We start from the raw sequence: 20,461 nt of genomic DNA, 5'->3' as shown, positions 1-20,461 counted from the left end.
ACCCGGCAGGACGGATGGGAGAAGCTGTCGAACCATCGCCGGCATATGCTCACTTGCGGGCGTCGAGCAACGTCCCCAGCAACGCAGCATCCTTATCAGTGAAGTTCTGCTTCGTGCGTGGGTTACGGCACTCCTTCAACGTGTGTTCCGTACCATGGAACGACAGATAGCGAGCGTCGCCCGGGTGGAAGTACGCGTTCGTGAGGTAGTCGCGCAGCAAAGTTGACTTGTGCTTTCCAGCTTCATAAACTACGTCGTGCAATCCGCGCCAGTCCGTCCAGAACGACGTAACCGCGGATACGCCGAACAACCAGTACTTTCGGTACCCTGGCTCTGCTGGGATAACCGCGATGGACCGCGCGCAGGGATGGTCTTTGAGGTAAGCATCGAACTCGGTCTCCACTCCTTTATGCCAGTTTTCGAGATTCTGGTCAGTCCATGACACCGTCAATGCGCGCCGCAGCGAGATTCCGGCGACGGAGATGAGGCTTCTTGTCGTTTTCTTTGCGTCTTGCCTGTCCAATCGGGCATATGCCGATGCCGCCATCCTGATGGATTCCTCATTGACGGAGTTATCATGGAACCTTTGCACTGCCTCTTGGAAGGGGACGTTGTACGTCAAGTCGGGCGCGATGCTGGACAAGGCTGAAACAACAGCGTCTACGCCCCATTGGTCCCTGATGTCCTCAATGAGGAGTTCGAGTGGCATGTCCGTATCGCCCAGCATTTCTTTGACCACGGAGAAACGCAGGGCACGCGTTTCCTTCACCAACGACTCGAAGTCAGCAAGAGTCGCCAGCGAGGTGGCGGGGTCCTTGAAAAAGCTCGCAGCGTACGCGTCGAAGACCCCATCCTTGAGCACCTTCGGAGCATCTCGGCGAACACATACACCTTTCCGCTCCTCCGGAATGTAGCAGATATGCGTTTCGGCACGGTTCAGCACCTTGGGCATCCGGTCGATGGATGGCTGGCCTCTAAGCCCAAGGTACTTCCATCCGTTGTCCAGTGCCATGAGCATGTTCCACCTACACACCGCACCAACGCTTGGGAACACCACATGCGGCAGCTGGCATCCAGAAAAGATGCACGGGGAGAACCAGCCCGAGTGTTCACCTTGGAACTCGTGTGCCCTGATATCTCGCGTATCCATGTTTTGTTTTCTCCTTCTCATGCAAAATCATCGTTGCTCTGCACCGAGCAGCAACGGCTCTTCTTCGTTCCCCAACCGCTCGATGATTTCGATGATAGGGAAAGCAAAATCGCATTGTCAAGAAGAAAGCGTAAAGAAACCGTGAAGATAGTTTATCATAAAATAAATGTTTGTTCAAGTGTCGGCGTGTTGTTACACTGAGTAGTACCCCCGTAGTACCTGTGCCTTCCATCAAACGTCTCGTCTTTCGACGCCGAATACATGGCGCGGTATTCTTTGGTCACTCGGCCTCTTAAGTTGGAACCAAGCACTTTCCAACATCCCGACGCAACCCTATACTGGATACAAAGCCGAGGCGGAACGTGCCGACATGCGTGCCGACACGAGATTCGAGAGAAAGGAACGCTGGAATTTCAACGGTTTTCGGGGTTTTGAATCAATCTCGTATCCTCCGCCATCACCCCGAAATCGCATGGTTTCGGGGTTTTGCTTATTCTGCCGCTGTATTGCGCAGCTCATTATCGGCCGGCAGCAGATCATACGGCATTTGCTTTTTCACCCAGTAGAAAATAAGCAGTGCGAACGTGAGTAGGCCGAATCGCGGAATCAGTAGCGCGAACACAACGATTACGAATACCACCGTTCGCACCGCATAAAACAGCATGCGCCGCCAGCCGGAACGAGGCCGTGTTTCGCACGTCATATGCGTGAACCCGCCACCGAGAGTACGCCCGCCGCGCAGCCATGGCACCAGCAGTTCAAACGTAAGCAGCGAAATCAGCATCGCCGCATCGGAGACTGTAACCTCATTGCCAAACACACGGCCGACAGCCGGAATCGCCTGCCATGTCGCGATATCACGCACCACCACTATGTCGTAAACAATAGTGATCAGCGCGGTCACCGACATCGCAACAACCGTAACTACCGTCAGATCAATCGCATACGTAATGCAACGACGCAGGAATCCCGGCTGTGTCACCGTCGTCAGATCGTTTGCTCGTGGCGGCACGAGACGGTCGAACAGTTTGGCCGCAGTATAACCAAGCATCGCACCCAGCGTGTTCGTCATCAAATCATCCACATCGAACAACCGATATGAGCACGGGTACAGACCAAGGAAACCGGTCAACTGCAGCGTTTCAATCGTCAAGCTCGTCGCGAAACCGAATGGCAGCGCTGCTGCGATTGGCCAGCGGAACACACGACCCATGATGAAACCGAGCGGCAGGAAGAATACGACATTCAACGCGAGCTGCATGATTGCGGATAGTCCATCAGTACGAATGTCGCCTATGAATTGCAACGGGTTGAGCTGTGGGGTGAGATGATGCGCGGCGCAATACGCAGCCGGATCCTCCGGCATCGGATACAGCGTGAAGCAGAGCAGTCCGATGGCATACAGCACCGTACCATACGCAACGAGCGCCTGTGAGAAACGGATACGATTGTAGCGGTGGTACAGCAGCGCAAGCACCGGCACGGTGAGAGCTGCCGACACGAACGGCCATAGCGCGATCGCCAGTATGAACGGTCGGCTGAAATATGCGATGTATCCCATGGATCTTCCTCTTCCGATTCCTTCTTCTCTATGCGGCTCATCATCTGTTGGCAGCCAGCGGCGATATGCCACTGTATCGGCTGATTGTTCTGCCCGGCATCAATCGGCGGAATGATATGTGCATCCAAGCGTCATCGAACGCCCACCTTCGTCGGCAGCAGTGCAGCAGAGTGCAGCGAGTGCAGATATCTGTTCTGTCTACATAGCCTCATCTTGGCAAGTAATCCTTGCGAATGAGATGAAGCGCGATTCCATGCGCCAATTCATCCCTTAATCCGATGGAGCACCCGATGACAGGCCCGTAGCCTCGGAAGCATGAACGCAACAACACAGCAATTCCAACTCCATCAGTCAGGTAAGCAGACGCCAATACTCGAAGCACACAATCTCGTGATGGACTACACCACCGCAATGTTGAAAACGCAGGCCGGTCGCGAGATCACAGGAGCACCTCTGGCGGGCTCAGGCCCGGTCTCCGCCGCTTCCACCATGCCAAACCCACCATTCGGACTGCACACGCTCGCCTTGAACCATGTGGACTTCACGCTCACCGAAGGTGAGACAGTAGCCGTTATGGGCCCGTCTGGCTCCGGCAAATCGACACTGCTCCATGCACTCGCCGGCATCATCCGCCCGACATCCGGAACCGTGACGTTCCGCGGCACAGAACTCGGGACCATGACCGACATCGACCGTACCAAGCTGCGTCGCAACGCCTTCGGTTTCGTGTTCCAATCCGGCCAGCTGCTACCCGAGCTGCCGGCCGTGGAGAATATCGCCCTGCCAATGATGCTTGACGGCACACCATACCGAACCGCAACAGACGCGGCCATGCTCTGGCTCGAGCGTATGGGTCTCAAAGCGTTCGCCACGCACCGGCCCGGCGAGATGAGCGGCGGTCAGATGCAGCGCATCGCTATCGCCCGAGCACTTGCCGTACGACCAGCAGTTGTCTTCGCCGACGAGCCAACCGGCGCGCTCGACCAGGCCACCGGCCGCGAAGTCATGGGCATCCTCATGGCCGCCGCGCGCGACAACGGTGCTGCCGTGGTCGTCGTCACCCACGACCCGAATGTGGCCGCCTTCTGCTCACGCACCGTGACCATGCAGGACGGACGATTGGAAGGAGCTGCACGATGAGCACGTTCGCACTCTGGCGGTTGTTCCACCGCAGCGGCCGGTTGAGCGACACGTCCGAACACACCTCGGTACTGGCAATCATCGCGTTCGCTGCAGCCACAGCTATCTTCCTCACAGTGCTTGGAGGCGTACATGGGTTCATATGGCGCGCCTCCGCCGATCACACGCTCGGGTGTCTATTCAATGAAACCGCATGCAGACCTGGAACGCTGGCTGTTTGGCATCACCGAGTTGCCAATCCCGCTGACCCTGCTTCCTACGCTTCCACATACGTGATGCTCGCCGGATTCGCATGCCTACTGCTCATCGTGCCATTCGTGGCACTTGCCGGTTCCGCAGCCCGACTGGCCGCATCCCGCCGTGATGCACGCCTCGCTGCTCTGCGACTGGCCGGTGCCACCACCGGTCAAGTGGTCCGTCTCACTGCGTTCGATGCTGCCGGTCAAGCTTTGATTGGCTCGCTTATCGGCATCCTTGGCTATTGCGCGCTCATGCCACTGATTATGCTATTGCGCTTCCAGAATCAGGGGTTCACGTTCGAACAGCTCTGGGTCGGATTCCCGGTTTTGGTTGTCACCGTCATAGGCGTCGCTATGCTGGCGCTGGTCTCTTCGCTGATTACGTTGCGCCGCGTGGCCATTGAGCCGCTTGGCGTCACGAGCCGTACGGCAGGCCCACTACCGTCGGCCTGGCGCACGGTAATGTTCATCGCCGTGATGCTCGTTGCTGTAATCGTGTTCAAGAATCCGGCGATGCTAGCAAGCCTTGGTGCAGGCGAAACGATGATTTATGTTGTGGTGATTGGCTTCGTGCTGCTCTGCTTCATGCTGTTCAACCTCATCGGTTCGTGGGTGGTTACAGCCCGCGCTAAGTCCAAGGCCCGCCATCCCAAGGATGCTGCGACCATGATTGCTATGCGTCGCATCCTCGACAATCCCAAACGCGCTTGGCGCAACGTCTCCGGCATTGCGCTAGCTGTATTCATTGCCGGTATCACTTCGATCTGCGGATTCCTCGGCTCGGCTGCGTCTGCCGGCGGTCCAGATGACTCAGCGACGCTGTTTCTGCACGACATCGGTACCGGCGGACTGCTGACACTGGCATTCGCCGCCGTGCTAGCGGCTGTCAGCTCAGGTGTGATGCAAGCTGGCAGCGTCTACGATCAGGCGGACGAATATCGCATGCTTATGCTCGAAGGCACAGACGTGAAGACCCTGAACCGCGCGCGATTCATCGAAGTCCTCACACCGCTCAATATCGTGGTAATCGTTGCGGGCGGCTGTTCAATGCTGCTTATGGCGCCGCTATTCGCTGCGTCTATGACTAGCCCGGCCACGTTATTCAGTTTCCTCGGCGGTCTTGCGCTGTGTTATGCACTGGTCACGATTGGTGTGTTCGCCTCCAATCGTGTGGCTGCCGGCCTCAATCTGACCGATTACCGAGCCGATGATTAGTGGCCTTAGCTGAACGCCGTCAGATTGGCTCACGGCCACCGCGGTCAGTCACGCTTTGCGCCCCCTTCGAAATCTGCTAGGGTATTCAATACACAGGTCCGCAGCAATGTGAGACTTCCAAGAGCCGGGGGTAATCCCCCGGCATTTTTCGTTTCAGGGGGTATGATGGCGGACGGCTCGATATTCGCGGACGAATCCGGCGAACAGGGCTTCCAGTCCGAGTACTACGCGCTGACGCTGGTGTTCCATGACCAATCTGACCCCGTCATCCCCGTGTTCGAGGGATACGAGCAAACGCTGCGTAATGCCGGGTTGCCTGACATCCCGTTGCACACGTCGCCGCTTCTGAACGGCCATGACGACTACCGGCATCTCAGTGTCAGTCAGCGCAAACGGTTGCTCGCCTATTTCCTGTCCATGCTGTTCAAGCTGCCCGTACGATACGTGACGCTGATCTATCGAAAAGCCGATTACACGACCTTGGAACAGCTGGGGTTGCGCATCAAGCGCGACATCGTCGACATCGTGTTCGACCATCTTGAACTCTTCCAGAGTTTCGATGCCGTCAAAGTGTATTACGACGGTGGCCAAAGCCTCATCACACAGGCCATCCGCGGAGCGGTGGAATATGCGATCTCGAAGCAGGCCATCGTATACCGTCAGGGATCTCCAATCGACTATCGGCTCGCGCAGGTGGCGGACTTCATCTGCACCGTCGAACTAACCGCCCGCAAATACGAAAACCACGAACAGACAGCCACCGACGAACGCTTTTTCGGCACCGCACGCACCTTCAAGAAGAACTATCTGAAACAGGTACGCAAGCATCTTCTTTCATCTCGGTAGCTCACGACATCCAATCATCAATGCCCCGTCGTCATCGTCGAGCAGTGAGCCCCGTGGATTTCACCAAACAAGGAAAAACCTCTAAAAACAGCTCAACACACCGTTGCCAATCCACCCCATGATGTCCCAGAAATTCTCATAGGTGAGCTTGCAGAACATGCGCTCGTCTCGCCGGACATACTGAATCATCACGCGACTGGCGCAACGACGCCGACTTGCGCGATGGGGGATTCCGTGCCATGATGTTCAAGTTGCCTTGACGCGCTTAGTCGTCATGCCCCGATAGCTCAGTGGTAGAGCACTTCCTTGGTAAGGAAGAGGTCGTGAGTCCAATTCTCACTCGGGGCTCTCTCAAAGTTCTTATGCAATTGGTTCTTATGCAATCAAACTTTTGCAATCGCAAAATGCACTATTCGCAATGGCATAAGGCGAAAACTAAGCAATCTCGCACGTTACCGCTACTGTTGATGTCCGTTGTTTTCTCAAGGGGTGCTTTGGCATCCCATTGAACAAAGGAGATCAGAAACTCATGACTGCCCAGCAGAACGCTGAGACTGCAAACACCAATGAAGCCGCAACCGCTGAAGCGAAGAAGCATATGCCTAAGTGGGCGATTGCTGTCATCGTGATTGCGGTGATCGCTGTGGTGGCTGTAGCCGGCATTTTCGGCAGCCGCGCTTACTCCGAAGCACAGTACAACACGGCTATGGCTGATTGTGCTGCCGCTTCTGAAACCGTGCGCAACGCTACTAATGATTACAACAATCTGGTGAACGGTGACGCTTCCGAAGCTGCCGCACTGACCAAGAAGGATGTGAAGGACTCCTCCACGCTGGACGCGCTGAACAAGGAACTGAGCGTGGAGCTGCCGGTGTACGAAGGCTGCGTGGCCGATGATACCGCCGGTTTCAAGTCCGCAACCGATAAGCTCAACGAGCAGGCCAGCTGGTATCAGCAGCACACCAAGTCTCTGCAGAAGGCTGTGGATGCAGTAAACGCATCCAAGAAGTAATTACTACTGCTCAATAGCAAATGGCGGGTGGCGCCTGGGAATCCAGGTACCACCCGCCATTCGTATAGGGGGTTGATCAGCTAGGTGAGCTGATCAACCAGTCCGCAGATTATTACATCTGTTCGCGATTGCGGCGGTAGGCGATTGCAGCGCCTGCGCCAGCCATCAGCATGCCGATCATGGCGACTGCAGCCACATTGGAGCCGGTGTCAGACACCTTGTCCTGCGTAGCGGCGCTGCGCTTGACCAGGCCAGCGATGGCCTTCTCAAGAGCCTCACGAGCTGCGTCGACCTGCTTCTGCGTAGCCTCGTCGTCAGCGGCAACTGCACGAGCCTTCTTCAAGGCGGCACGCAGTGCGTTGGCGGAGTCGTCCGTGTAGAGGCCCAGGTTGATGGCGGCGGCCTTGTTGATGGTCGCGTTCAGAGCAGCCTTGTCCACCACACCCGGTTCCGGATCCGGCTTCGGAGTGGAGGCGGCCTCCAGCTTCGAGATGGCGTCCTGAAGCGTGTTCAGCGCTTCATTGACCTGATCCTGGGTGGCGTTCTCGTTGCCAAGCACCTGCTTTGCGGCTTCCAGCGCCTTGGCGAACACGCTCCACGTTTCGGCCGTGTAATCGGTCTCAACGAGCTTGTCTGCCTTGTTCACTGTGGCCTGCAGATCGGTCTTGTCCACTTCGACCGGGCCAGGTCCGGGCTCTTCGCCCTTCTGTTCCAGTCCAGCGATGGCGGACTTGAGGTTAGCCAGAGCCAGCTCCACGTCGTAAGCAGATGCCTTGTCGTTATCTGCCACGGTCTGCGCAGCGTCACGAGCCTTGACCAGTGCAGCCCAGCTTTCAGCCGTGTAGTCGGATTCCTTGAGACCGTTGGCCTGAGCGATGGTGTCGTTCAGATCGGTCTTATTCGGAGCAACTACCTCTTCCTCAACTTCACGGTCAGTGGTAAGACGAAGCTCGGCAGCCGCAGCGAACTGATTCTCCTGGTTAGCGCTGGCACCCGCGGAAGACAGCACAGTCAGGCGAACAGCAGTCACATCCTTGACGGCATCGAAGGAAGCCTTCTGCCAAATGGTGGAGGTGGAGAACTCAGCATCGGTAACAACATCCTTAGTGGAACCGTCAGCCAAGGTCAGCGTGATCTTGTAGCCCTTGATCTTGCCGTTGACATTAGCTCCACCCGGTCGAGGCAGATAACGCAGACCGTTGATGGTGGTCGGTTCGTTGAGGTTGAACTGGTACCAAGCCGTGCCTGCACCAACTGCGTTGGCGCTCCAGCTGGTGTGCCAATAGGTGCTGTCAGAACCGTCCTGTGCGAATTCCTTCGGGCCCTCGTAGTTACCGTAGTTGGACTGCTCGCTACCAGCTTCCACGGTGTAGCCACCGAGGCTGTCGGAACCGTCAGCTGCAACGTCGTACTTGTCGCTGCTCTCGTTGCCGGGAGCGGTCTTCATGTACTCGTCGAGAGCAACGAGGATGTTGTATGCCTTGGTGAAGTCCTCAGCGGTTGCACCATCCTTGTTGATCAGTACGCGGACCTTGACCAAGGTGTCCCGATACTGCTGCCATGCGGCATCAGAGAACTCAGAACGCTTGGAGTCGTAGGTGCTGGTGACCTCATCGAGCTTGTCATTTGCCTCAGCCTTAGTGCGGGCCTCAGACTCGATATGCTCAATCTTGAGGTTATCAAGCACGAAGTCCTTGTATCCACCGAAGTTGGCTTCGTTGCCGCTCGTGCCCTGGGTGTCAGCTGCGTTCGTGGTGGAGTAGATACCGAACCAGGAATCGCCGTTGACGCCACCGGTGAGCGTGAACTCGTAGTGGCCATCCTCGCCCAGTGCCTTCTTGAGGTTCTGGAACTCGGTGGAAGCCGGGGAGAACTCGCCCTGGCCCACAGCGACGGCATAGATGTCGTCGGAACCGGACTGGTAGTCGAAGGACACCTTGTACTGCTCGCCAGCCTCGAACTTCACGTTCTGCGGAATCGTCTGGTAAGCGAGAGCACCGTAGCCGGCCAGGCCATTGACCTTGAGCGACCAGTTGCCATCGAGCACGTCGTCCATCTTCTTGACATCCCAACCGGCCTGCGTGTACGGAGCATGCAGCTCGGAGAGGTGAGTACGGTTGTCCTCAACGCCCTCGATACCGCCGATCACGAACGGCCAGATGCCCTGGGCGTTGTTCTCGAATCCGTTGGTGAGGGACTTCAGGGTGCCGTCCTTCTCATAGGAGATGCCGGAGTACTTGTTCTCGACAATGCGGACATCATCGAAGTACGTGTGGGCTTCGTCAGTGCTCTTGTGAGACAGGGTTACCGTGGCGTCGCCATCCTCAGGCGCGGTGAAGAACACGTACATGTTCTGGAAGTAGCTGCTGCCATCTTCCGTGTTGCTGTTCGTGTTGTGGCCGTATGCCTTGACGTAGTTCTTGGCGATAGACTTGCCGGTGGAGTTGGTTGCCAGCACCTTGCCGCCGCTGGTCACGGTGACAGAGGCTTCGCCAGTGCTGCGGTTGTCAACACCGACGTACAGTGCGTACTTCTGGCCAGCCTTGAGGTCGGTCAGACGCTGAGCGACGTCAACCTTGCCGGTGAGGCGCAGCATGGCGTTGTTCTCGCCTTCGACCTCAGCCTTACCGGTGCCGGTGACGGTCCAGTTGTCGGTGAGGGTGTTGGAGCCACCGTTGAAGCCGGCATCCACCACGTGCATACCCTCGCTCCAGTTGACCTGAATCTGCTTGGCTTCGCCCTTGTACACCACGTACGGGGTTTCGGCATCAGCGGTGAGCGTCACCTGGCCGCCAGAAACGGCAACGGTCTGCTCGTTGGTCTTGCCCTGATCGGTGAGCTGGTACACCTTCACGCTGGAGAGGTTCTTCCAGCTGTCCGGCAGAGTCCAGGTGGTGGTGCCACCCTGAGTGTTCCAGTGGTACAGCTTCTGCTCGGAGTCCTTCAGCACGTCGCCGGTGGAGGAATCCCACATCCACGGCAGGAGGTAGGACTCATCGCCAGTGGAGGTGCCATCACCTGCGGAGACAGCACCGGAAGCGACTACCACACCGTTGTAGGTGATGGTGCGCTGACGGTAGGCTGCGCTGGAGGTGTCGTTGGAGCCACGGGAGAGGATCACGGTGTTGCCGTTATCGTCCTTTAGGGTGATCTGCTCGTTGCCGTTGTTCGTGTTCGGATCGGACACGGCGTTGCCGTTGCCATTGCCGTCGGTCAGCAGCGGGTTGTTAACCCAACGGGTCACCTTGAAGTGCTGGATGAACTTGGTGGACACGTCATGAGTGAACAGGTTCTCGATGTAGGCGGCATAGTCGTTGCGGCCCTGCCAGCCTTCGAAGTCCTTCATGTTGTAGCCGCCGAGCAGTGGAGCGTTGGCAGCGCCGCCGTAAGACGGGTAGTCGCCGACCCAGCTGTCCTTCTGGTGGTTGCGCAGGAAGCGCATCACCTCGGAGTTCTCACCCTTGAGCTTCTGGCCACCGTAGGTCAGATCAGCCGCCCAGTGCTGGAAGGTCGAATCATACTCGTTGCCGGAGCCCCATTCGGTGGTCATACGCCAGCCGTTGTTGTTGATCATCTGGCTCATCTTGCGGGTTTCCCAAGAATCTTCCGAGCTGGAAGAGGTCAGGTTGCCCCACACGTCGAGGTAGATGAAGTCCATGTTGTCGCCGACTTCTTCGCTCAGGTCAGCGAAGCGGCTCACACGGGAACCGGATGCCAGATCGTAGATGCCGTCGATGCCGACGCCCTGATCCAGCCAGTTCCAGCCATAGCTGAGGCCACCGGCGCTGTTGCGACGAACCATGTCCTCGCTGAAGGCCTTAGCCTCCGGGTACATTTCGGAAGCGTTGACATGAATACCGAAGCGAGCACCGTACTCAGCGCCCTCTTCCATCAGGGTGTTCATATCTTCAGCGCCACCGATGCGCTGGCCGATGTCACCGTAATCCGGGTGGCCGGAGTCGTGGCCTTCGTTGCCGTAGCCCTTGAGCAGCACGGACTGGCCGAGGCCGTCGGTGTTCAAAGCCACCTTCTTGACGTTGTCAAGCGTGGTGAGGAACGGGTTCTGTGCCTGGGAACCGAAGTTCATGGCGATACGCCATGCCACCAGTTCAGGAACTTCCTCGGACTTGTACGGGTTGTTCATGATGTCGCGGTATGCAATCGCGCCATCCTGCCAGTTGACTGCGCCGTCTTCGTTCTCATCACCGGCGATGGCCACTGCCATCTTCGGCATTTCGGTTTCGGCGACGGTGTACTTGTTGCCCTTGGAATCGGTGACAGTGCGGTGGTAGTACCACGGAGCGCTGGCCAGGCCGAGGGAGGTAGCGTCACCAGCCTGCTGGGTGGTGGCGTATACGCGGGTGTTCTGGCTACCGCCTCGCACGCCTGCATAGGCGGCGCGACCGTCATGCTCGGAGTTGCTCCACAGGCCAGCGCTCAGGCCAGCACCGGAAACAAAGCCATACGTGTAATCACGGTCGGTGTAGGAGGTATCTTCGGTCACTGCGAAGTTCTCATCACCAGGGGTCTGCGTGTCAGAAGACATCGTGGTACCGGTGAACTGAGCACTATCCTGGTTGGAACGCACGGAGACCAGGCTCTGGTTCGGGAAGGACAGGGTTGCGATGGCATTCTTCTCAACGCCATTGCCTTCCGGAATGCCAGTGGACAGGTTGTTCTTGATGTCGGTGACGTTGAGGTGCAGCTGGTTAGCCTTGACCTTGATCTGCACGGTGATGACCGCGTCGATCTTCTTGGCCTCGTTCTTGACCTTCAGCGTGTAGGTGGCCTCAGTGTCGGAGACCTTCTTGAAGGTTACGTCATCGTCGCCCAGTTCAATGTTGGTGCCGTTGATTTCAACGGTGCGAACATCCTTGGTCTGGCCGTACATCACCTTGCCATCGGTCATGGTGTACTGGAGAACAGACGGGAAGTTCTTCTTGATCTGAACTTCCATCTTCTTGGTCTTCAACGTTTCCGAAGCAACCGGGATGGTCTTGTTGAGAGTGATGGCATCAATGGCAAGGTCGGCGTCCGCAACAGTCACCTGCTGGGAGACGTCTTCATAGCCGTCCTTGGTAATCGAAAGCGTGTATTCGCCGGCTTCGATATCAGAGAAGGAGAAGGCACCATCGGCACCGGTTGTCACCTTGGTCTTGCCCAAGCGCACGGTTGCACCGTCGATGGCAGCACCTTCAGCGTCAACCACTTTGCCGGAAACGGCATGCTTGGCAGCCTCAACGACCTCAGGGAAGTCCTTGATGTACACATCAGTGACCTGGTTCAGCGACTTCCAAGAACCTGCCTTGATGGCGACCTTGTTGGACAGGTTCGTCATCGCGGAGTAGTCGACGTCGAATGCCTTCTGGCCATCCACGGTCAACGTGGCGACCTTGGCGTCGGTCCAAGAAATCTGGATGTCATGCTCATCGTTGGCAGAAGGCGCAGCGATACGAGCATCGCTGTACCAGCCACCGTTACCGCCACCGGTGTAGGTCTGCCAGAACCAGCCCTGTGCATCATAACCGATGAACAGACCGCTACCAGGATCGTTGTAACCCAGGTAGAATCCGAAACGGTTTGCCGAGCCTTCTTGCGGAGACTTGATTGTGGCATGGAAGGAGCCGGCCTTGGAGAAGTCATAATCCGTGCCCCAAACGGCTACTGCCGGCCAGTCATTGCTGGCGCTGGGGTTTGCCGCTGCATTGCCGTTAGCTGCAGTGGACTTGAGATGCAGCCAGCCATCCGACATTTCCAGGATTTCGCCACCCTTGGCAATGTTGGAATCGATAGTCCATCCTTCAACAGCATCAGCTTGTGCGGAAGGAGTCTCAGAAGCAGAAGTATCGTTGATCTGTTGAATCTGACTTGCCAAAGTCTGCAAGTCAGCATCAGAAAGCGGAACCGCAAACGCAGTCGCCCCTCCACTGCCCATGCAGGTTACGGCTAACGCTGTTGCCAGCGCAGCCGAAAGGGTCTTCTTCTTTTTCATTAACTATATTTTCCTTAATCTCTTCTTCGAGTCGGGACAAATGCATTCTTCATTGAAAAATACGCATTTGCAATTACGGAAAGATACTTTACAAGAAGGCTTTACTAAGTGCAATTTAAGCAAATGCACAGATTCGACTCTTAAAAGCGAAAATTGTTAGCGCTAAACCTCAATCAGCGGAACACTTGCCGGATGGACTATCGAATAGCTTTCGACACGACACACCCCTGAAAGGGATATTTAAAAAATACGTAGGAAAACAAAAAACCCTCGCATTCCGCGAGGGTCATTGGCTGGGATGCCTGGACTCGAACCAAGAATGGCTGAACCAGAATCAGCTGTGTTGCCAATTACACCACATCCCAATTTGGCTTGGCGTAGCAACTCCGAAGAGTTGTTCGTCGTACCCCCAACCGGATTTGAACCGGTGTTGGCGCCGTGAGAGGGCGTAGTCCTAGACCGCTAGACGATGGGGGCATATTCAGTTTTTCAACCGGCTGCGAGGTGAACCGCGCAACGAGTGATTAATATACGCAAGTATTCACCCGAACGCAACTTACGGCGTGTCGCGCCATTTTCCGCGGTTTTGATATTCACACCACAATGGCGCTGCGCACGTCGACCGCCGAACCAACCGAGCCGAAGCGCTGGCCAGATTTATCACTCCACTGCGGGATTTCACCGGTGACCGTCACCGTCACTACGTAATCGCCTTCAGGCAATTCAGGCGATACATACCGATACCCTTCGTCCGGAGATTTGGCATAGAAACTCACGAAAATCGGAGGCATCACCTCAACACCATCCCCGGACGCCCGTTCAATGCCAATCTGAGCATAGGAGCCCCACGGATCGGCACGTCCAACCAACGCCACACGGGAGCCATGAAATGGGATGCATACCGAGTCACCCAGCACATCCGATCGGAAGCCAACATCAATAGGCCTCCCAGCAAACGGCTGCACCAAACCCGTCTCAGGATTCCATGAAGGCCAGTACTCCTCGAGCCGTAACCGACCACGCTCCACCGTCAGCGGCTGCCATACATACGTGGCCGCAGAAGCTTGGTGCGGGAATGACCACCGGTCGCCCATAAACATAGGAATCGCGCCGCGATCAGTTCGCACCGACAGCACGAACAATGTCTGCGAGTTGCAGGTCATGCTGCCTTCAGGAGCGAATAGGCCCTGATAGGTCCACGGTCCACGCATCGACGGTGCAGACAGACAATAATTATCATTGCAATCCCAAGAGGTCTTGCCCGAGAACAACATCCAATACCGCCCGTCCAACCGAACCACAGCTGGAGCCTCACCACCTAGAGCAATACCCTCGCCAATCTGCTCAACAGCGGAACAGTAATCATCGGCCAGCCGATAAATATCCCCCTCATGCACAAGCAGATACCCGGTACCGTCCTCGTCCTGAAACACACCCAGATCCCAGCGTCGAATCGGTTCGCCACGGTAAGTCAAAGGCCCGGCAAACGCATATTCGCCATCAATCGTGTCGCACACCGCATAGCAGATATGCGGATCATAGTATTCCAGATCGTCGGAGTGCATGAACATCACGTATTGACCGGTGACCGGCGAGCGCATGACCTTGACGCGCTCTCCAATGCGCCCTGGACCCATCAAACCATCAGTCTGCTGCGGCAACACGATGCGCCGGAACGTCCAATGCACCAGATCCGGCGACGAATAGCAGGAGAACCCCGCGAACCGGTTCTCCTTATCGGTTTTGTACTCACCGAACAGGTAATACAGGCCATCATTTTCGACGATGCAACCGCCATGCGCATTGACCGTAAATCCACGATCATCAAACCAAGGCACACCACTGACGATGAGAGGCTGTTGGGACATGTTTTTTTCCTCCTGAATTATGGTTGGCAGCATCATAGCTTTCATTTCTGGCGTCACAGGGAACGAATGCACCAATGCTTACGTAAATAATGGATTGTTTACACGGGCAGATTGTTGGGCTGTCCACTGCGTTGGCAGCAGACAGCCCAGCAATCAATCGGTCTCAGCGGAATCGTTGAGTCCAATTCCGCCATATGCCGCTGTCACTAACGACGGCTGCGGCGTACTGCGCAAGCAAGTCCGGCGCAGGCAAGCAGCACCGCCACAGCGGCAATCGAGCCCACCGAAACACCAGTGTTGCTCAATGCTTCGTTGCCCGACTGCTGATTGACGTCCTGCTTCTGGCCGTGCTGACCATGACCGTCAATATTGGTTGCGCCAGCACCAGGCTTCGTCGGCTGAGATGAGGAATCCTTGGCCACCGTTACCGTGAACGTTGCCGATTGCCCCCGGTAGGAAACCGTCACTACCTTGGAACCTTCGCTGGACGAATCGAATCCAGATATGGACAGATTCTTGACGTCTACTGCAGGCTGTGCGGTTACCTCACCGTCACGAGTCCATACCGCTTCCACACGAAGACCATCTAGGCTCAAGGCTTCGCCCGGTTTGTAAATGTTCTTCGAAGGGTCGGTAACGATTTTCAGCCCAGTGAGCTGCGGCAGCTTACCGAAGTTGATTGTGTATGTAGAGGTAGCATCACCGGCCGCCGATTCAACCGTGACTGTAGCCACACCATCATTGTCGGCAGAAGGCTGCACGAGGCTCACAGTCGCTGCGGTATCACGCGCGAAGGCCTGTACCAGTGGGTAGGATTCGGCATCTCCCGCAAGAGCACCATCATATTCGGTTGCGGCCGGATCGAACCCATTGATGCTCGCACCATCCACACGCAGATCAGCCAGCGTGGAGTCAGAGGATGGGGCAACGCGATTCATCTCGTATGCTTCAATCTCGGAGACCGAGATATAGGGATGCACATTGGTGTCAGCAAGATCGTTGACAATACGCACCGCAGTCGCTTTCACCGGCTCGGCAACGTTGAAGTCAGCAGTTGGTGCTGCATCGGCTGCGTCCGGGAGTGCAACCGCGTCGCCGAACGGCTTCCACTCACCGCTGGAAGCATCTTGGTACTCGGCCGTCACGGTTGCAGGCCAAGTACCATTGCCATCCTTGTAGTAGTAGATCTTGATTTCACCGATTTCCTTGGCGCCATCAAATGTCAACGTGCCAGTGGGCGTGGTCTTGGTATCGGTCTTATCGCCCCACGTGGTCCAGCCCTTGTTGCCGACCTTGCCGTCGAATGTGGTATCGAATTTCTTCGACTCAGCATACGTGGCGGAGAACTGATCAGCCGAAGCAATATTGGTGCCCAACTTGGCGCCAATCAATACATGCAGCACCGCCGACAATGTGTCACCATCCGCGGAGGTCGCCGCGCCATGCACAGTGACGCTATCCGTAATAGCGGCGTCAACGCCCGACCAATCCCAAACAACCGGCACGGATTCGGCCTTAGAAGCACCGGCACGCGCATTCACAGTACTTGGAGCCTGTGCCTGCACATCAGCCAGAGGAGTTCCAGAGGCTACTGTCACCGACGCTGGATCAGTGATGGTCAGCTTGCCTGTAACAACTAGCGCCTGTTGCGCACTGGTCAAATCAGCCGCAGCGGAGGCGGCCTGTTTTGCGGTAACACTCGTGTCGGCAAGTGTACTCTTGGCATTCGCGTAGGCCTTCTCAAACGTCTTCCACGAATCCGCTGTGTAATCAGAAGACTTCAGACCATACGCCGCGTCAACCGCCAACCGCAGGTCAGTAATCGGCACAACACGCACGGCTTCGCCGGCATTCAGCGTGATATCACCATTCGCGCTTGTGTCACGAGTCTCGCCAGTCCACTTGCCTGATGCGTCGAAAGAGCCAACCGAAGCAATGGCATAACGACCGAGGTTCACCGCCGTATGCCCATCTGCGTCAGAGGTCACATAGATATCGCCCGTGTCAGCATCTCGCACAGCAAAACCGATTGCATCGGCATCAGCTGCATTCGAGAATACGATATTCTGGCCGGCAATCGATTGTGTGCCGGTATATCCCTTCACCGGGGTATCAGCATCTGTATTAAAGGATGTCATGTTCTCCGGCAATGCCGCAGCAACCAACTGGCTTATCTTGTTCAGTCCAGTGTTAAGACGGGTAAGCTTTTGCGTTTCAGCTGGCATAGCTGGGATAGTGCCGATTTTCCACGTCGTATATTCCGGATATCCATCATCAGGGATGCCGTATAGCGAATAATCTCTGCCGGCCCAGGACTCGTTCAACTGCCAGAAGTCGACGAATCCACCACTGGCAAGCACTGTGGCCGTAACACCCGAGAGGTTGTTATTGCCGCTGAAAGTTTCCGGAATGTAGGCAATGTCAGACTTCTTCGCAGTGTCCTTGACGATGTTCGCCATGCTGGACAAGCTCTTGGTATATGCATCCGGACCGGAGAAGTCAATGTATTCGTACTGATCCAATACCGAGCGAGCGTCAATGGAGTTGCCTCGATAGTTCAAACGGGTCGCCACAACATAATCGGCTGTCTTCACAGCTTTGCCGAGCTCATCGGCCAAACGCAGCCATTCACTCTTCTGAGCCTTGCCATGACCATCCTTCCACCCATTCCAATTCAGTTCATTCCAAATTTGGAACAAGATGGTCTGGTGGGAAGTGTCGACATCGGCAAGATGGTCGAACATTGCATTGACCGCTTTGCGCTCTTCGCCAAACAGATAATCTGCATTCGCTGCGATATTTGGATCGCTGTCATTGGGCAGATACGGGATTTCGTTTTCATCACCGTTGTTTTTCTGCCCCCAATATTTATCGTCTTCCAAATAGTCCGGAATATCAGCCATAAAGCCATGCACCGTATTCTCGCGAATGCCGCCGCCACAGCCGTTGGTTCCCCACCAGACAATATCAATTTTCAGATCATATTTCTTTGCCCATTGCACATATTTGTCAAGTAGGGTCCAGTCGTATTCCCCTTCGGCAGTGGGCTGAATCTGATTCCAAGCCAGCTCGATCTGAATAGTGTCGAAACCGGCCGCTTTGGTTTTCTCAAAGCCGTTTTCCAACCAATCCTGTGGCAGCACTCGGTTCTTCTGATTCGTTGGAATTGGATCCTTGTCACTACCAAACGTTTGCCATTCGCCAAAGAACTGAACACCGTGCATCAAGAACGGTTTGCCGTCGACTTCGAGGTATCCCTTATCGCCGTTCTTTGCGACTTGCGAAACCACTACCTTGTTGGATGCCTCGTCTGCATTGGCAGTATGTGCTCCAAGTCCGAACATGGACAGCGACATAGCCGTTGCTACTGCAATAGCCGCTGCTTTGCGCCATCGAAATGATGAAACCTGTAACTTCATTGTTATCTTCCTGCTCTCATTACGCTACGTTATTGCGGCGTAATTATTGTGTATTGAATGTGATTGCGATTGTCCGCAACCCGTCTTCATCGACGGGAATACAACCCCCTCTCTCTTCCGTGCATCTCGACATGCACAATCCCGAAATACATAAAAGGCGGAAGGATTCATTGCATCCCTCCGCCTCGACCAACTCAGCCTTTGACCGAACCAGCCACCAGACCGGAAACAATCCATCGCTGGCAGAAGATGAAGAAAATCACTACCGGAATGAGCGCGATAACCGTAATCGTCATAAAGGCCGGCCAATCGGTCGTGAACTGCCCCATGGCGTTGTACACCTGCAAAATCACGGTGCGCAGGTCAGTGGAGGTCAGGAAGATGTTCGGCAGCATGAAGTCATTCCATGTGGACAACGTCTGGAAGACCACCACAGTAGCCAGAATTGGGGTGATCATCGGCAGCACAATCACGCGGAAGATGCGGAATGGGCCAGCACCGTCAATGCGAGCCGCTTCCAAAATCTCCATCGGCAGCTTACGCATGTATCCAATGGTGAGCATGTAGCAGAAGATTGAGTTTGCGAGATAGAGGATAATCAGACCCAACAGGGAGTCAACCAGCCCGATCCTCGCCTCCATCTTGTACAGCGGAATCAGCGTGGCCTGCACAGGGATGCAGAATGCAATCATCAGCACGGCACCCACGCCGGCGGTGAACTTACTGTTTTTCAGAATCATGCCATAGGCGGCCAGTGCGCCAATCATCACTTCAAAGAACACAGCAACCACAGTCACGATGATTGAGTTGATGAAGCTCTGCACAATAGGCAATGTGCCGAACACATCAGCATAGTGCTGCAATGTCCAGTGTTCGGGGAGACCAAAAGGCGACTTGGCCATATCGAACGTGGTTTTGAACGTGTTAATAACGATGTAGTACAGCGGGATGGCCATAATAATGGCCAAGCCATTAATGAGAATGGTGCGAACGATCTTACCGACCTGTGCACGTTGCGACGGTGTCATGCGAACCTCCTAGTGATGATGCCGGTAATGGCCTGCTGACCAAGAACCACAATCATGCAAGCGACGGTGAAAAGTACGGCGAGTGCCGAACCCAAGCCATATTGGGATTGCGAAATACCTTGAACAATGATGGATTGCGTGATGGTGTTGGTCGCATAGCCAGGACCACCTTTGGTCATGCCAAATGGAAGATCGTAAACCTTTAGACCATTGGTAATCAGCAGGAATGTGGATACTACGATGCCGGGCACCAGCTGAGGCAACGTGATGTGAATAAACTGCTGGAAACCGTTCGCACCGTCAACCGACGCCTGTTCATACAGGTCTTTCGGCACAGCTTGCAGGTAAGCAAGGTACAGGGTGGCATGCCAACCGACGGCGGCCCAAATAGCCACAAAAATCACGGCACCACGAGCCAAGTTGCTATCGGCCAGCCACGGCACTGATTTCAATCCCATGGACACCAACACCGAATTCAGTGCACCAGTTTTCATTGGAGACAGGATGTACTGCCACACCAGGCCGAGCACAATCAACGAGGGAACACCAAGGAAGAAGAACAGCGATCGAGCGAAAGAGCGTCCATAGAATTTAGAATTCAACGCGACTGCCAGCGGTATGGCCAGTGCAGTGGTAATCAGCGTGGTTGCCACTGCAAACAACACCGTGAAACCAAGACCGACAAGCAGTGACGGGTCAGTGAACACTTTTTGGTAATTGGTCAGACCAATGAAGTTCGGATGCTGCTGGAAACCGTTGTAGTCAGTAAACGAATAATAAATGGTCTGTACAAGGGGAACGGCGGTGAGTACGAGAAACACCACAATGATGGGGAACAGGAAGCCGGTAGAAGCTGCGGATTCCGCAAATTTGCCAGTTTTGTACCATGGCGTTTTGGCGCTGTCAGTACCAGCCGATGGTGCACCGGCAGGCACTTCCTGCGACTGGTCATGAGAGGTCATGTCAGCGTTGCCTTTCTAAAGAGTATTGA

General features: G+C 55.5%; 12 protein-coding genes and 3 tRNA genes. 6 read left to right on the top strand and 9 right to left on the bottom strand.

Translation table 11 applies throughout. The features are described 5' to 3' along the window. Positions 1-49: 49 nt before the first annotated feature. Entirely contained in the window at positions 50-1,012 is a 963-nt protein-coding gene (locus AC1AY0_RS09550; RefSeq protein WP_476526310.1) for a hypothetical protein, read from the bottom strand. Between the two features lie 45 nt (positions 1,013-1,057). On the opposite strand from AC1AY0_RS09550, the gene AC1AY0_RS09545 reads away from it, so the two are divergent. After that, positions 1,058-1,351, top strand: coding sequence for a hypothetical protein (locus tag AC1AY0_RS09545; protein ID WP_476526308.1), 294 nt, complete (start codon positions 1,058-1,060; stop codon positions 1,349-1,351). A gap of 289 nt (positions 1,352-1,640) precedes the next feature. Here the strand turns inward: AC1AY0_RS09545 and AC1AY0_RS09540 are convergent, their stop codons facing one another. Beyond that, on the bottom strand, positions 1,641-2,711 hold the full coding sequence (locus AC1AY0_RS09540) for a VanZ family protein (RefSeq protein ID WP_476522998.1): 1,071 nt from the start codon (positions 2,709-2,711) through the stop codon (positions 1,641-1,643). Between the two features lie 315 nt (positions 2,712-3,026). On the opposite strand from AC1AY0_RS09540, the gene AC1AY0_RS09535 reads away from it, so the two are divergent. The 5 genes from AC1AY0_RS09535 (at position 3,027) to AC1AY0_RS09515 (ending at position 7,163) form a co-directional block, all read left to right on the top strand. Next, the gene (locus AC1AY0_RS09535) at positions 3,027-3,851 is read left to right on the top strand and encodes an ABC transporter ATP-binding protein (RefSeq protein WP_476526306.1); all 825 of its coding nucleotides are present in this window, start codon (positions 3,027-3,029) and stop codon (positions 3,849-3,851) included. Continuing rightward, the gene (locus tag AC1AY0_RS09530) at positions 3,848-5,305 is read left to right on the top strand and encodes an FtsX-like permease family protein (protein WP_476526304.1); all 1,458 of its coding nucleotides are present in this window, start codon (positions 3,848-3,850) and stop codon (positions 5,303-5,305) included. Before AC1AY0_RS09535 ends, AC1AY0_RS09530 begins: the two co-directional genes overlap by 4 nt. A 162-nt stretch (positions 5,306-5,467) precedes the next feature. Beyond that, positions 5,468-6,151 (top strand): DUF3800 domain-containing protein, encoded by a 684-nt coding sequence (locus AC1AY0_RS09525; RefSeq protein WP_476523001.1) that lies wholly within the window; start codon positions 5,468-5,470, stop codon positions 6,149-6,151. Between the two features lie 276 nt (positions 6,152-6,427). Further along, a tRNA-Thr gene (locus tag AC1AY0_RS09520) sits at positions 6,428-6,499 on the top strand. Positions 6,500-6,680: 181 nt separating this feature from the next. Then, positions 6,681-7,163, top strand: a complete 483-nt coding sequence (locus AC1AY0_RS09515; RefSeq protein ID WP_476523002.1) for a hypothetical protein — start codon at positions 6,681-6,683, stop codon at positions 7,161-7,163. A 112-nt stretch (positions 7,164-7,275) separates the two neighbouring features. Here the strand turns inward: AC1AY0_RS09515 and AC1AY0_RS09510 are convergent, their stop codons facing one another. From AC1AY0_RS09510 to AC1AY0_RS09480, 7 genes are all read right to left on the bottom strand, one after another. Next, positions 7,276-13,155 (bottom strand): endo-alpha-N-acetylgalactosaminidase family protein, encoded by a 5,880-nt coding sequence (locus AC1AY0_RS09510; protein WP_476526302.1) that lies wholly within the window; start codon positions 13,153-13,155, stop codon positions 7,276-7,278. A gap of 290 nt (positions 13,156-13,445) precedes the next feature. After that, positions 13,446-13,520 (bottom strand) — tRNA-Gln (locus tag AC1AY0_RS09505). 39 nt (positions 13,521-13,559) lie between these two features. Continuing rightward, a tRNA-Glu gene (locus tag AC1AY0_RS09500) sits at positions 13,560-13,632 on the bottom strand. Positions 13,633-13,748: 116 nt separating this feature from the next. Then, on the bottom strand, positions 13,749-15,023 hold the full coding sequence (locus tag AC1AY0_RS09495; RefSeq protein WP_476523004.1) for a hypothetical protein: 1,275 nt from the start codon (positions 15,021-15,023) through the stop codon (positions 13,749-13,751). A gap of 206 nt (positions 15,024-15,229) precedes the next feature. Further along, positions 15,230-18,442 (bottom strand): bacterial Ig-like domain-containing protein, encoded by a 3,213-nt coding sequence (locus AC1AY0_RS09490; protein WP_476526300.1) that lies wholly within the window; start codon positions 18,440-18,442, stop codon positions 15,230-15,232. Between the two features lie 194 nt (positions 18,443-18,636). After that, complete coding sequence (locus AC1AY0_RS09485) at positions 18,637-19,470, bottom strand: carbohydrate ABC transporter permease (protein ID WP_476523006.1); 834 nt, start codon at positions 19,468-19,470, stop codon at positions 18,637-18,639. After that, on the bottom strand, positions 19,467-20,432 hold the full coding sequence (locus tag AC1AY0_RS09480) for a carbohydrate ABC transporter permease (RefSeq protein ID WP_476523007.1): 966 nt from the start codon (positions 20,430-20,432) through the stop codon (positions 19,467-19,469). Before AC1AY0_RS09480 ends, AC1AY0_RS09485 begins: the two co-directional genes overlap by 4 nt. Positions 20,433-20,461 lie beyond the last annotated feature (29 nt).

The sequence above is a fragment of the Bifidobacterium sp. LH_416 genome, from assembly GCF_056357055.1.
Note: the sequence above shows the minus strand (reverse complement) of the source record. Positions and strands in the feature narration are given on the sequence as shown.

Coding starts and splice junctions, on each gene's coding strand:
- AC1AY0_RS09550 (WP_476526310.1), bottom strand. CDS start 1,012: ATGGCACTGGACAACGGATGGAAGTACCTTGGGCTTAGAGGCCAGCCA.
- AC1AY0_RS09545 (WP_476526308.1), top strand. CDS start 1,058: ATGCGGCAGCTGGCATCCAGAAAAGATGCACGGGGAGAACCAGCCCGA.
- AC1AY0_RS09540 (WP_476522998.1), bottom strand. CDS start 2,711: ATGGGATACATCGCATATTTCAGCCGACCGTTCATACTGGCGATCGCG.
- AC1AY0_RS09535 (WP_476526306.1), top strand. CDS start 3,027: ATGAACGCAACAACACAGCAATTCCAACTCCATCAGTCAGGTAAGCAG.
- AC1AY0_RS09530 (WP_476526304.1), top strand. CDS start 3,848: ATGAGCACGTTCGCACTCTGGCGGTTGTTCCACCGCAGCGGCCGGTTG.
- AC1AY0_RS09525 (WP_476523001.1), top strand. CDS start 5,468: ATGATGGCGGACGGCTCGATATTCGCGGACGAATCCGGCGAACAGGGC.
- AC1AY0_RS09515 (WP_476523002.1), top strand. CDS start 6,681: ATGACTGCCCAGCAGAACGCTGAGACTGCAAACACCAATGAAGCCGCA.
- AC1AY0_RS09510 (WP_476526302.1), bottom strand. CDS start 13,155: ATGAAAAAGAAGAAGACCCTTTCGGCTGCGCTGGCAACAGCGTTAGCC.
- AC1AY0_RS09495 (WP_476523004.1), bottom strand. CDS start 15,023: ATGTCCCAACAGCCTCTCATCGTCAGTGGTGTGCCTTGGTTTGATGAT.
- AC1AY0_RS09490 (WP_476526300.1), bottom strand. CDS start 18,442: ATGAAGTTACAGGTTTCATCATTTCGATGGCGCAAAGCAGCGGCTATT.
- AC1AY0_RS09485 (WP_476523006.1), bottom strand. CDS start 19,470: ATGACACCGTCGCAACGTGCACAGGTCGGTAAGATCGTTCGCACCATT.
- AC1AY0_RS09480 (WP_476523007.1), bottom strand. CDS start 20,432: ATGACCTCTCATGACCAGTCGCAGGAAGTGCCTGCCGGTGCACCATCG.